This is a genomic window from Mucilaginibacter myungsuensis, from assembly GCF_015222005.1.
Lineage (GTDB): Bacteria > Bacteroidota > Bacteroidia > Sphingobacteriales > Sphingobacteriaceae > Mucilaginibacter > Mucilaginibacter myungsuensis.
In genome coordinates, this window is sequence record NZ_JADFFL010000004.1 from 61,111 (window position 1) to 74,634 (window position 13,524).

The window sequence follows — 13,524 nt, forward strand, 5'->3', positions numbered from 1 at the left end:
GAATTTTTAAGGAACTTTGAATGCCCTTTATTAGAATTGAAAATTTAGTATGATGTTTTAATTTTTTTAATGTCAGTTATCCGTTTCTCGGCAATTTTATTGGCTGCCTCAATGGTCGGTATGTTTTCTGCTTTTGATAGTTTAAGGATGTTACGGGTGGCATCATAAATATGCTCGGTAAGATATAAGGCCCTTTTACGACGGAAACCCATTAACTCACTATAGCAATTCATTAAACCACCGGCATTAATAACGTAATCGGGGGCAAATAGTATGCCTTTGTCCAATAACATTTTTCCGTGGACGGCTTCGTCCTCTAACTGATTGTTAGCTGACCCTGCAATGATGGCGCATTTCATCTTTTTGATGGTAGCGCTATTAATAGTAGCACCTAAAGCACAAGGCGCATAGATATCGTAATGGATATCAAAAATATTGTTGTTTGATACCGGCTCGGCACCGAATTTCTTTGCGATCTGGCGTACGCGTTCATCATTGATATCGCTTACGTAAACCTTTACATTCTCGTCGCGGAGCAGGCTTACCAGATTTTCGCCTACGTGGCCTATCCCCTGCACTAAAACAGAGCGACCGGCAAGTGTATCGGTACTGTACAATTCCTTCACACAGGCCTTCATACCCATCAATACACCACGGGCTGTGATGGGCGATGGATCGCCGCTGCCACCGATAGTTTCGGGGTAACCGGTCACAAACTCGGTCTCCATGCGGATATACTCCATATCGCGCGGATTGGTGCCCATGTCCTCGCCGGCAATAAACTCCCCGTTAAGGTTTTTAATGAACCTGCCCAGCTTACGCATCATGGCCTCAGATTTATCCTTACGCGGATCGCCAATGATCACCGCAGTTCCGCCACCTAAATTCAATCCCGATACAGAAGCTTTATAGGTCATGGCGCGCGAAAGGCGCATAACGTCGGACAGGGCATCGGCCTCGCTTTTGTAATTCCACATGCGTACACCGCCCAATGCAGGACCTAATGTGGTATCATGAATAGCGATGATGGCTTTAAGACCTGTCTCGGGGTCGTTGCAGAACACTATCTTTTGATGCCCGAAAGCATCAAGCTGGCTAAAAACAGATAAATTGTTGGTGTCGGGTACGGGCATTCTGTTTCGGCAGTCTAATTCGGCACAAAAGTAGGTGTTTTTTTAACGCAAGCAAATCTTTTAAGAATAGAATAGCCTAAATGCGGGATAACTCGGTGTTTTAACAACAATGTTAATACTCCAAATACTTCCTCACCTTCAATTGCACAGCATCGCCCTCTTTAAAGCGGTCCAGATGAGCGTTCATGATACGGATGCTCAGATTGCCGTTCTGAACCAGCAACTCTTCATAAAATCCTTTAAATAAGATCTGCTTTACCTGCCATTGTTTGTCGGTATAGCATTCTGTAACCGATACCCAGTCGGGGTAGATCACTACATTATCCTTTGCAGCGGTTATACCGCATAAGATCGCCTCCTCTTTGGTGAGTATGTTACAATTGGTTAGCAGGCGGGCGGTATAAAGATGCTGCGGATCATTATACAAATCTTTAGGGTGACCGCGTTCTAATATCTCGCCGTCTCTTAATACGATCAGATCGTCAGCCATCGACAACACTTCGGCAGGATCGTGGGATACCATCAGAACTGTCAAGCCTGTCTCGCGCACCACTTTGCGGATATCCTGTTGCAAACCTTCACGGAAAGAGGTGTCTACCTGATTGAATGGCTCATCTAACAACAACACCTGCGGTTGTGTCACCAAAGCGCGTGCAATGGCCACACGCTGGCGCTCTCCCCCACTCAGATCGGCCACGCGTTTGTCGGCAATACGTTTCATGTTCAACTGCTCTATCACTTCGCCTGTTTTGCGGTGCTTGGCGTCGATGTCTGTGTTTGGTAATAAGACCGATATATTCTCATACACCTTGGCAAAGATGTTCATGTCGTCGGTCTGCTGGGTCACCATTTTCATAGCGTCGTGACCGGGGATCAATTTTTCTGTCGGTCCCCAAACACGTTCGCCTTTAAAATAGGCCGCACCGGTATCGGGTGTGATCAGGCCGAAGATCATGTGTAGCAAGGTAGTTTTACCACTGCCGCTCGCCCCAATAATGGCGGTGATCTTTCCTTTGGCTATCTCCAGATCGGTAGGTTTTAAACCAGCCGCAGTAGCGCCTTTGTATATTTTAGATATTCCTTGAGTATTTAGAAATGGAGTGTCTGCCATGGACTGCAAATATACGTTAAAACAAAAAGGCCGCCATATAGGCAGCCTTTGATATTGATGATCTTGTGAAATTATTAGAATCCTACCGTTAAACCAACGTTCATGTTCTTCAAGCCCCTTTGCGCTTCGGTATCGAACATATCGTTAAAGTAATATTTAGCGAACAGACCGAAGCCACCATGGCCTACACGGGCAACCGCACCGTAACGGAATTTGGTAAAGTGGTATGGATAGTTCATTTTTTGTTTGCCATACTCATCGCTGATCTGTTTTACACGACCGGTAAGCAATACGCCGAACTCCGGGCCGAATACATAGTGCCATCTGTCGCCGCCTTTGTCATCATTGCTGCGGAAATCGAACATTACCGGGATACGCAAATAGGCTGATGAAAAACGGTTCTTTTTATAGTCGACATTGTCTTGAGTGTATTTCAGGCCGCTCATATCAGGTGTACGTGTGATGGTGATATCCTCACGCAGGCGGAACAACTCCCAGTCGAAACCGGTCGCCATGTACATTTTAAAAGTACTATTGAAACGGTAACCGGCCTGGAACACATCAAAACCTACATTGCTGCTCTTCCAAGAACGATATCTCAGGAACTCGTTGGTTGGCGATAGTCGGGTGCTACCATTGTCTATCATGGTAGCCAAACCCAGATCAAAACGAGAGAAGGTAAGGCCCCAGCTAAAGCCCGGCGCTTTTGAAACCTTTTTACGGGTACTGTCGCGTTTACCGCCGAAGTTTACCGAAAAGGTTGGCTTGCGGGAGATAGTAGTATTAGATTCTTGAACCGAGTCGACCACTTTACCTTCAGAAAGCGTGAGGGTTGTTTTAGTGGTCTTCACGGAGTCTATCCTCGAACCATTTTTAATAGTTGTGACCTTCAGCGTATTGGTCTTAACAACTTTGGTAGAGTTATCGGTTTTAATGGTGTCGGTTTTGGTTTGAGCGAACACACCGGTGGCTGCCGCAGCCATTAGGGCGGTAAAAATTAAGCGTTTCATATAAAGTTGATGGTTATTTTGAATTGATTATTTCTTTTCTTTTTTGAACGATACGATACCCAGGTTGATGCCCTTGATGGTGTCACCATCCTCGTTATTGGTGAACTCTACGATCTTGTCTTCGCGTCGATCAACCAAGCCAATGGCCGCATTAAGTAAGCCGCCAAGGCCGCGTATCTTCTGTTTTTTCTCCGGGCTTTGCGAAGCCACTACTACTGCCGGTTTACCGATCTGCTGCTCAATAGCAGGCACCAATTTGATATCATCAGGAACAACAGCGGTTGTTTTTTGTGTTACAGTAGTTTCGCTCTTCGAAGATTCGACCGCTGCTAAGATCTGTTGGGGTTGCGTATTAGCAACTACCGCCGGTGTTGGATCAACAACTGTTGTATTAGGTTGGTTATTCACCGTCGGATCTTGTTTTACTGCCGTATTCTTCACCGCCGCGATAGCTTGTTTAGACTGCACCTGTACAGCTGGTTTAGTTTGCTGATCTTGTTTTACAGCTTGGTTAACTTCAGGCTGCTCTTCCACAATTGTAGGTTGAGGCTGAACCGGTTTAACATCTTGTTTAACGTTAGTTGCCATTTGTTTAGGCTTGTCAGCACTGTTATGCTGGTCACCTTTTGGCCAAAACATATAGCTTGCAGTCGCTAAGATCGCCACACTTGCCGCCACTCTTAAGAATGGAAAGCCTGATTTCTTATGCTCATCGGCATCAAGCCCGGCAGCTATGCCTGCCCAAACGTTACTCGATGGCTCGATCTCGTAATTATCCAGCTGCGAGCGGAATAATTGGTCCATGTCTTTATCTTGCATACTCATAGCGGTTGCCCTCCATTTTTTCTACTTGTTCTTTTAATATACCCCGCGCCCTCGACAATTGCGATTTCGACGCGCCTTCTGTAATGCCTGCTATCTCGGCTATTTCCTTATGCGAATAACCTTCTAAAGCGTACAGGTTAAACACCATGCGGTAACCCGGCGATAGTTTTTGTATTAGGTTCATCAGATCCTTAGCGTCCAGGTTAGAGGCCGCCAAAGGATTCACCGACCCCTCGTAACCCGACTCCTCAATATCCACAACCTGCATCATCTTATGATGTTTGCGATAGTACTCGATAGAACTGTGAACCATTATCCTGCGGATCCAGCCTTCAAAAGAACCATCGCCACGGTAGTCGTCCATCTTTTTGAAAACCTTGATAAAGCCGTTCTGCAACATATCCTCAGCCTCCATCCTATCCACAGCGTAACGCATGCACACGGCCAGCATCTTGCTTGCAAATTGTTTGTAGAGCAGCTCCTGCGCTTTACGGTCGCCCGTTTTGCAGCGTTTGATCAGCTCTTCAACTGTAATATGTTTTGGTTGTAAAAACATCATTTGTAGGTAAGATGACCGAAGCCGCGAAATGGTTGCATGGGATGTTAAAAAATTTAAATAAATTATTTTGTTATAAATTTAGGCTTTTGAACGATGCATACAGCAATGGCAGCAGACATTAACAATTTCCCGACCCTATTCACAGAACGCTTGGTATTAAGAAAGCTTAATGCTTCAGATGTTGGTCAATTAGCGAAACTTCGTTCTGATGAAAATGTGAACCAATATCTCGGCCGCCCATCAACCTGCACAAACGAGGATGCCGAAGCATTCATAAGCAAGATCAATGGTTTTGTGGATGCTGGTCAAAGCTATTACTGGACGATCACCTTAAAGGACATTGATGATTTGATCGGTACGATATGTTATTACAATATCTCACCCGACAAAACCCAAGCGGAATTGGGTTACGAGTTACTGCCCGAATATCAAGGCAAAGGCATAATGCGGGAGGCGATCAAAAAAGTGATCAGCTTTGGCAAAACTGACCTTGACTTTAATATCATCACCGCGTTACCTACTCCGGATAACGGGCCGTCTGTAAAGCTTTTAGAAAGAGTAGGTTTTAAATTAGATGAGACATCTCAATACGTCAGCAAAGAAGAATCAGGAGAACAGGTAGTGTACGTACTGCTGAGTTGAGCGTTATTTCTTCTCCCTGATCCTTTTGTAGAGTTTCACCGCCATCATCAGTATCACACTTAATAGGACGATACCGATCACACCAAAGATCCAATTAACAGCATTCTTCAACACTGCTAAGAAAACGATCGCGAATAAAAAAATGGTGGCCACCTCGTTCCAAATACGGAGTTGGGTCGATGTCCATTTAAAGATGCCGTTACGCATCTCTTTCATTTTATTTTGACAGATGTGCTGATAAATGGCTAAACCCACAACAAAGCATAGCTTAACATGCAGCCACGGCATCTGCAGCCATCCCGGACTTAAACAAAGCATCGTAACAGCCGATGCTACCACTAAACAAACTGACGGTATAGTAATGATCCACCACAGCTTACTCTCCATCACCTCGAACTGCTTAGACAGTATCGTGCGGTCAGGTTCGGGCTTGTCCTGAGCTTCGGTATGGTAAATAAACAGGCGTACAATGTAGAATAGCCCCGCCATATAGCAGACCACAAAAATAATGTGTATGGCTAAAACGTAGTTGTACATCTGAATAGTTTGTCATTGCGAGGTACGAAGCGATCGCGGACTTTGCATAATCGCTCTTTGGGTGTGCGATCGCTTCGTACCTCGCAATGACATTTGGTTAATTAATATTGATATTCCCTAACCACATCAATAGCGTACTTCACGTTATCAAATGGGATATCCGGCATGATGCCATGACCAAGGTTAAAAATAAATCCGGGGGTATCCTTCATCCTGTCGAACAGGCGGTGGATACGATCTTTGATCACTGCTTTATCAGCATACAGGATATGCGGATCAAGGTTACCTTGCACGGCGATGTTCTCCGGGAGGCGTTGTTTAATATCTAATAGGTCAACGTTCCAATCAATAGATATCACATCGGGTTTAGCCTCGGCCATTAATGGTGCAAAAACCGAGCTGCCTTTGCAGAATGATATCACCGGGATATCTTTACGGTTAAGTTGACTGATGATCTGGGCGATATAGTTATGTGAAAATTCTTTATAGTCATCCCAAGCCAAAGCTTGCGCCCAGCTATCAAAGATCTGGATAGCATTGACACCGGCAGCGATCTGCATGTTCAGGTAATCGGCAGTGACCTTAGCTATTTTAGCTAAGAGCTGGTGCGCCAATGCAGGCTGGTTATGTATAAATAATTTGGTCAGTTTAAAATCACGCGAAGAACCACCCTCGATCAGGTAACTCATTACGGTAAAAGGGGCGCCAGCAAAACCGATCAATGGTATACGACCGTTCAAACGTTGTTGGATCACCTTGATCGCATCGGCCACGTATTGCAGTTTATCTAAACAATCTATATTTAAAGCGTCCACGTCGGCCTGCGTACGTACCGGATTGGCAAATTTAGGACCAACGCCCTGGGTAAAGCTCAGATCGCCGCCCATAGCCTCGCCGGTCACTAATATATCCGAGAATAAGATCGCCGCGTCAATATCCAGCAGATTTACCGGCAACATGGTCACGTCGGCCGCTATCTCGGGGGTTTTGCACATCTCTAAAAAAGAGTATTTGTTTTTGATCTCCCAATACTGCGGCATAAAACGCCCTGCCTGACGCATCATCCATACCGGTGGGCGTTCTGTCTTTTGTGAAAATGCTGACTTTAAAAATAGATCGTTCATGTGTTCGAGAAGAGTATCAAGTATTGAGTATCAAGTATCAAGACTTTTCTAACTTACTTTTGTCTTGCTACTTGCTACTAACTACTTGCTACTCCAATTATTGGTGTTTCTTAAGTACTTCTTCGATCTGCGAAATTACGCTTTTCATTTTAGCTGTGGCCTGCGGTTCTTTTTCTTTTGCCATCTGAAGGTAATTTTGGGCCTTATCATATTTCCCGTTGCGGATACTGATGTTGGCCACGTGTACCAGGGCAGCTACATGGTCGTTCACCGTGCGTAAGGGAAACTGCGCGGCAAGCTCGTAATGTAGCTCGGCAGCTTCAAAATCTTGCTTGTGCATAGCTATGCTGCCCATAATGAACTCGTAGAAGCCACGGCGTTTTTTACTTAGCCAATTAGGGTTGCTGATCTGCAGTAACAAAGCCTCGGCCTTGGCGTAATTTTTATTGTGGAAATGCTTTGCGGCGAGGATGATGGGGCCTTCTTTAAAATAGCCCCATATGAGCATCACAACAAAAAGGCCGACAACCGCGGCCAATTCATAAGTGTGCTGGTATATGAAAAACACCAGCATCACTAAAAATATCGATATAACTAAAAGCCTTGCTTTGTTGGTGAACATTAATGCTGATTATCAGTGAACTTATAACCTACACCACGGATAGAGTGGAAATATACAGGGTTTTTAGGATCTGGTTCAAAATATTTACGGAAGGTAAGTATGAAATTATCAATGGTACGGGTGGATGGGTACACATCGTAATTCCAAACGGTCTCCAAGATCTGCTCGCGAGATACGGCATCATTACGGCGCTCGATCAGCAGCTTCAACAGCATGGTCTCTTTCTTGGTCAGGGCCGTAATAGAGCCATCCTCGTTCACTAACTCGAAAGAGTTAAAGTGGATGGTCTTATCGCCGATCTTGTAACTGTTAAACTCTTTCAGGTCGTCACCTTTAAGGCTGCGTTTAACCAGATTATTTACACGTAAGATCAGCTCTTCCAGGTTGAAAGGTTTGGTCAGGTAGTCGTCCGCACCTTTCTTCAGACCTGATATTTTGTCCTCATTGGTATTCTTGGCGGTCAGGAACATGATCGGCACCTCGGTATTTTCTAAGCGAATGGTCTCAGCAACCACAAAGCCATCAACCTCAGGCATCATCACATCAAGGATCACCAGGTTAAAGCGTTCCTCTTTAAATATTTGCAAAGCTTTTTTGCCGTTGTTAGCGGTCGAAACTTTGTAGCCTTCCAGTTCAAGGTTCAGTTTGATAGCCTCTAACAAGTGTTCTTCGTCTTCGGCTAATAAAATTCTTTTTTTAGACATGATATGTTTTGAATTAATGATCAGGTAAAATTATTTTAATTTACACTTATCAGTCAATCACTATTCCCGAATGTATAATAGGTATTTTTAATTACAAGCGCATGATAAACGTACGGCAAAGTCAACTTTTTTATGACATTTTGTCCGACGCGCTTCAATAATTTAACATTTTGTCAATTGAACGCTACTTCAAACACGCTTCCCGCAGGTTTATTATCTTTCACTACAATATCTGCCTGATGCTTATCCAAAACGGTCTTAACGATGTATAAACCCAATCCGGTACCTTTGGTGTTGCGGGTCTCCTCGCTACCCACACGATAAAACCTGTCGAATATACGTTGTTTCTCGTGGTCGGCAATACCGATACCTTTATCAGCCACTTGTAGGTAGATCGTGTCATCCTTGCGGAACAGCTTTACCCCTACCTCATCACAAGGTTTAGAGTATTTGATGGCGTTCTCGATCAGGTTGGTCACTACTGATGTCAGCGCGAACTTATCACCGGTGATTTCCAGTTTAGGCTCTATCTCGGCATTGATCAGCTGTTGGTTCATATCGCATTTATTGATCTGCAAACGATTAACCACATTATCAACCAAGCCCGAAAGACTGAAACTCTCTTTAGGGAAAGTGTATGAGCTATTCTCGATCTTAGATGCTAAAAGCATATTCTCAACAAAGTCATCCAAACGTTCAACATCCAGCAAGCATTTCTCGATGAAATTTTTCACCTGCGCTCTGTCCAGATCACGCTTAGCAATAGTTTGAAGGTATAATTTGATCGATGCCAACGGTGACTTCAACTCGTGTGTTACCGACAATAAAAAGTTCTTTTTCTGTTCGTGCAGACGGCGTTCTTTATTGACCGACTTATGCAAACTCCAGGCCCCCAGCGCGAACACGATCAAAAACATCGAGCCCTCGCTCAGCACCATACTGGTGCGTTGCGGCTGCAACTCTACCAAGCGGTAGCCCCACCAAAACAATTGCGCCAGCGCATACACAATGGTGGCGTAGAATATGATAAACGGACGTTTCATTGTTCAGTTAGCAGTTTTAAGTTTGCAGTGAGCAGTTCCTTTTAACGACTTATTGGTTGTATACCACATCCAGACTATCAAATATAGCTAATTTTGCTTTCTCCATATCATCGGCCGTATGTACAGCCGATACAAAGCCAACCTCGTAACCGGACGGACCTAAATAGATGCCCCGGTTCAATAATTCGCGGTGGAATATTTTGAAGTGCGACATGCTGTTAGCATCGATCTCATCTGCCCTACGAATATGATCCTGACCTGTAAACGCAAACCAGAATATCGACCCTATTTGGAAAATCTTGAACTCGTAACCCTTATCGGCCACGTATTGCTGAATGGCCGATACGAAAGCAGTGGTCTTGGTTTCAAGGTCTTGATAAAAATTCTCTTTTAATAACTCTGTCAGCTGAGCGATACCGGCACCCATGGCCACCGGGTTCCCCGATAATGTTCCGGCCTGATAAACTGGGCCTTGGGGCGATACATTGCTCATGATCGTTGCTGAAGCGCCGTAAGCGCCGACAGGCATACCACCACCAATGATCTTGCCGTAAGTAATAATATCAGGTTGGATACCGAATACACCGGCAGCTCCCTCAAACCCAACGCGGAAGCCCGATATCACTTCATCAAATATTAATAGCGTGTCATTAGCGGTACATTGCTCACGCAGGAATTGTAAAAAGCCGCCTTCTTGTAACAGCAAGCCGTTATTGGCTGGGATAGGCTCAATGATCACTGCGGCTATCTGATCTTTAAACTCGGCAAAAGCTTTTTGTAAAGCGTCTTTATCATTCAGTGCGATAACTATGGTCTCGTCAGCAAATGACTTTGGTACACCGGCCGATGAGGTTTCACCAAAAGTCACCAGCCCCGAGCCTGCTTTAACCAACAACGCATCAACGTGGCCGTGGTAGCAACCCTCAAATTTTAATATCTTGTCACGCTTGGTGTACCCTCGGGCTAATCTGATAGCCGACATAACGGCTTCGGTACCCGAGCTTACAAAACGGATCTTCTCTATAAATTTATTGTTAGACAGGATCAACTCGGCCAACTCATTCTCCAAAGCCGTCGGCGCGCCGAACGACATGCCGTTCTGCATTACGCTGATCACCTTCTCACGTACGGCGGGGTGGTTGTGGCCCAGTATCAAAGGCCCCCATGATCCGCAAAAATCAACAAACTCGTTGCCGTCCGCGTCCCAAATGTGGCTACCATCGCCCTTTTGAATAAACAACGGCGTCCCATAAACCGACCTGAATGCCCGCACCGGCGAGTTAACCCCACCCGGGAAGTAGGTTTTAGCTTTTTCGTATAGTTCTGCAGACTTTACTCTGCTAATATCTGTTATTTCTGTCATTTCTTACTCGTTTTGTCATTGCGAGAAACGAAGCAACCGCGGACTTGAAGAGCGTCTCTGCTTCTTCGCGATCGCTTCGTTCCTCGCATTGACAAGTTTTACTACAACCACTTATTCTCCAAAACTTCCTTAGCATGATATGTCAGTATCGCGCTTGCACCGGCACGGCGCAGACTCATCAGCACCTCGGTAGTGGCACGTTGCTCGTTCAGCCAGCCGCGTTGTACGGCGGCTTTGATCATGGCATATTCGCCGCTCACGTTGTAGGCAGCTATGGGTAGTTCAGTATTATCTTTTAGTAATTTGATCACATCCAAATAAGGCAGACCAGGTTTTACCATCAGGAAATCGGCACCTTCTGCCTCGTCAAGCGTAGCTTCTATCAATGCCTCACGCTGATTAGCCGGGTTCATCTGATAGCTTTTCTTATCGCCAAATTTTGGCGCGGAGTTCAGGGCATCCCTGAACGGGCCATAGAACGCACTTGCGTACTTGGCACAGTAAGACATGATAGACACGTTGGTAAAACCGGCATCATCCAGCACATTGCGGATGTAACCTACCCTGCCATCCATCATATCGCTCGGGGCAATAATATCGGCACCCATGTGCGCATGAGCTAAAGCCATCTTGCCTAACACCTCTAAAGTCTCATCATTAATAATATGGCCATCCTTTACAATACCATCATGGCCATCGCTACTATAGGGATCCATCGCTACATCGGTGATCACGCACGATTCAGGAAATTCTTTCTTTACTTCGCGGATAGCACGCAGGTAAAGGCTTTCTTCCCGATGGCTTTCCGTAGCCATGGTATCTTTTAAAGCTTCGTCGATATTGGGGAACAGGTCGAATGAATTAAGTCCCAATTTCATGCAGCTTTCTACCTCGCGCAGCAGGTTATCTATCGAGTAACGGAAGATACCCGGCATCGACGCCACCTCGGTCTTTTGGTTTACACCATCCACAATAAACAGCGGGAATATCAGGTTAGCCGCAGTAACATGAGTTTCCTGCACCATCTGACGGATCACTTCGCTTTTTCTATTTCTTCTTGGTCGTTGTAGCATGTTTTGTAGTCCATGGTCCATGGTCGATGGTCCATAGTAAGAGAACATCGAAAGGGACATTTTATAAAATAGCCTCCGACCCAAAGACCATGGACTATCGACCATGGACCATGGACCAAATGGCCCTGCAGGCCTATAGCCCAAACACCGCTTCCGCTAACCCTACTTCGTCGGGCGAGAATGGCAGTGTGTATGTTAATCCCAGTTCGGCCAGTTTATTGCCAGTGGAGCGACCTATCGCTACCAGCTTTTGGCCAGGGTTTAGTAAGTTATCAGTAAAATAAGCCTCTACGTTAGACGGACTGGTGAATACCAGTATCTCGGCACCTGTCGGTTCAACATCGTCAAGCAATACGGTCTCGTAAACCGGCAGATCTATGATCTTGGTCTCGGCCGACAAATTCTTTTGGATATTCCGCATCGCGCTTTCCGAACCCGGGAACAGCACCGTAGTGCCATTGGCTAGTTTGGCAAACTCCTGCCCTACCACATTGGTATCGCCGCTATCGCCAACGTAATCAGCAAAGTGACCGTTGCGGCGCAGCATATCCTCGGACCCGGTACCCATCACGCCAAATTTCACGTGTTTAGAAAACTCAGGTTTCAGATCAAAAAAGTATTCCACCGCGTTCTTGCTGGTGAAGAACATCCAATCCAGGTTACGTAAAATGTAAGGGTCCAGCTTAGTAATTACCGGCACGGTACGGATCAGCGAACGGTCCTCTATTTTGATACCGTTCTTCTCTAATGCCTTGCGGAAATAACTCTGCTCTGACAGGTCACGAGAGATAAATACATCGGTCGGGAACTTACGGTCCTTGGCAAAATATTTAATGATCTTATCTTCTATACCTTCCAGGTTATCAGTCTGGGTATAAAGTCGGTCCGGAAACTCATCTCCCTCATCAGCCTTAGACGTGAAGATCTGGTAAGCGCCATCATGCTTGCGCACGTAGCAACCCAAAGGCATGTGGCAACCACCGCCAAAGCTTTTCAACACCTTACGTTCAACAGCGATACCTTCGGCAACCTCAGGATGATGCAAAGGTTGCAAAGCCTCAAAAAGCTCGGTATCCGACTCGCGGATCTGGATAGCCATTACACCTTGCGCAGGCGCGGGGATAAATTCGGTCGGAGTAAGTTCCTCAACATGGAATTCGCTCAGGTCGATACCCAAACGGGCTACGCCTGCTTTGGCTATCATGATCGCGTCGTAATTCTCGTCGCGCAGTTTGCCGATGCGGGTCGGGACGTTGCCGCGCAGGTCGTCCACCTCCAGGTCGGGGCGAACGGCCAGCAATTGCGCTTTACGACGGTTGGACGAGGTACCCACCATGCCACCGTATTTAACAGACAATTTATGTTTAACCTCTACACAGTCCTTCAAGATCAGCAACAGTTCAGACGGATCTTCCCGTTCTGAAACTGCCGCGATAATGAGTCCCGGAGGGTTCTCGGTAGGCAGATCCTTGTGCGAGTGTACCGCCAGGTCTATCGTGCCCGCCATTAATTCTTCTTCCAGTTCCTTGGTAAAAAACCCCTTACCTTCCAGCTTATCCAGCCTCAGGTTCAGGATACGGTCGCCCTGGGTCTTAATAATTTTCAGTTCGGCAACGATGTTGATCGCCGCCAGGCTGTCCTTTACAAAATTAGCTTGCCATAAGGCCAGCTCACTCCCGCGAGTGCCGATGATGAGTTTTCTATCCAAAGTATTTAAATGATCGACCGCAAATTTAACTTTTTACGCCGATGTATATAGTAATAATTATGGATATGAG

At 45.8% G+C, this 13,524-nt stretch carries 14 protein-coding genes; 1 reads left to right on the forward strand and 13 read right to left on the reverse strand.

What is annotated here, in order from left to right:
* Positions 1-44: 44 nt before the first annotated feature.
* The 5 genes from IRJ16_RS11510 to IRJ16_RS11530 all read right to left on the reverse strand — a co-directional run bounded on the left by IRJ16_RS11510 (position 45) and on the right by IRJ16_RS11530 (position 4,635).
* On the reverse strand, positions 45-1,133 hold the full coding sequence (locus IRJ16_RS11510; RefSeq protein ID WP_194111731.1) for a Glu/Leu/Phe/Val family dehydrogenase: 1,089 nt from the start codon (positions 1,131-1,133) through the stop codon (positions 45-47).
* A 112-nt stretch (positions 1,134-1,245) separates the two neighbouring features.
* Entirely contained in the window at positions 1,246-2,244 is a 999-nt protein-coding gene (locus IRJ16_RS11515) for an ABC transporter ATP-binding protein (RefSeq protein ID WP_194111732.1), read from the reverse strand.
* A 74-nt stretch (positions 2,245-2,318) separates the two neighbouring features.
* Positions 2,319-3,254: an outer membrane beta-barrel protein gene (locus tag IRJ16_RS11520; protein WP_194111733.1), complete on the reverse strand. Its 936-nt coding sequence runs from the start codon at positions 3,252-3,254 to the stop codon at positions 2,319-2,321.
* Positions 3,255-3,281: 27 nt separating this feature from the next.
* Positions 3,282-4,079, reverse strand: coding sequence for a hypothetical protein (locus tag IRJ16_RS11525; protein ID WP_194111734.1), 798 nt, complete (start codon positions 4,077-4,079; stop codon positions 3,282-3,284).
* Entirely contained in the window at positions 4,063-4,635 is a 573-nt protein-coding gene (locus IRJ16_RS11530) for an RNA polymerase sigma factor (RefSeq protein WP_194112114.1), read from the reverse strand. Before IRJ16_RS11530 ends, IRJ16_RS11525 begins: the two co-directional genes overlap by 17 nt.
* A gap of 108 nt (positions 4,636-4,743) precedes the next feature.
* Here IRJ16_RS11530 and IRJ16_RS11535 point away from each other — a divergent pair, with 108 nt between their 5' ends.
* The gene (locus IRJ16_RS11535; protein ID WP_194111735.1) at positions 4,744-5,280 is read left to right on the forward strand and encodes a GNAT family N-acetyltransferase; all 537 of its coding nucleotides are present in this window, start codon (positions 4,744-4,746) and stop codon (positions 5,278-5,280) included.
* A gap of 3 nt (positions 5,281-5,283) precedes the next feature.
* Here IRJ16_RS11535 and IRJ16_RS11540 read toward each other — a convergent pair whose 3' ends face one another.
* From IRJ16_RS11540 to hemC, 8 genes are all read right to left on the reverse strand, one after another.
* On the reverse strand, positions 5,284-5,817 hold the full coding sequence (locus IRJ16_RS11540; protein ID WP_194111736.1) for a CopD family protein: 534 nt from the start codon (positions 5,815-5,817) through the stop codon (positions 5,284-5,286).
* A 101-nt stretch (positions 5,818-5,918) separates the two neighbouring features.
* Positions 5,919-6,941 (reverse strand): uroporphyrinogen decarboxylase, encoded by a 1,023-nt coding sequence (gene hemE / locus IRJ16_RS11545; RefSeq protein ID WP_194111737.1) that lies wholly within the window; start codon positions 6,939-6,941, stop codon positions 5,919-5,921.
* A 97-nt stretch (positions 6,942-7,038) separates the two neighbouring features.
* A complete protein-coding gene (locus IRJ16_RS11550) occupies positions 7,039-7,563 on the reverse strand; it encodes a tetratricopeptide repeat protein (RefSeq protein WP_194111738.1) in 525 nt (174 codons plus the stop codon).
* Complete coding sequence (locus tag IRJ16_RS11555; protein ID WP_194112115.1) at positions 7,563-8,270, reverse strand: response regulator transcription factor; 708 nt, start codon at positions 8,268-8,270, stop codon at positions 7,563-7,565. The genes IRJ16_RS11550 and IRJ16_RS11555 overlap by 1 nt, the downstream gene beginning before the upstream one ends.
* Positions 8,271-8,440: 170 nt before the next feature.
* Complete coding sequence (locus IRJ16_RS11560; RefSeq protein ID WP_194111739.1) at positions 8,441-9,310, reverse strand: sensor histidine kinase; 870 nt, start codon at positions 9,308-9,310, stop codon at positions 8,441-8,443.
* Positions 9,311-9,359: 49 nt separating this feature from the next.
* The gene (gene hemL / locus IRJ16_RS11565; RefSeq protein ID WP_194111740.1) at positions 9,360-10,673 is read right to left on the reverse strand and encodes a glutamate-1-semialdehyde 2,1-aminomutase; all 1,314 of its coding nucleotides are present in this window, start codon (positions 10,671-10,673) and stop codon (positions 9,360-9,362) included.
* A gap of 101 nt (positions 10,674-10,774) precedes the next feature.
* Complete coding sequence (gene hemB, locus IRJ16_RS11570) at positions 10,775-11,746, reverse strand: porphobilinogen synthase (RefSeq protein ID WP_194111741.1); 972 nt, start codon at positions 11,744-11,746, stop codon at positions 10,775-10,777.
* Between the two features lie 133 nt (positions 11,747-11,879).
* On the reverse strand, positions 11,880-13,454 hold the full coding sequence (gene hemC / locus IRJ16_RS11575; protein WP_194111742.1) for a hydroxymethylbilane synthase: 1,575 nt from the start codon (positions 13,452-13,454) through the stop codon (positions 11,880-11,882).
* Between the last annotated feature and the right edge of the window lie 70 nt (positions 13,455-13,524).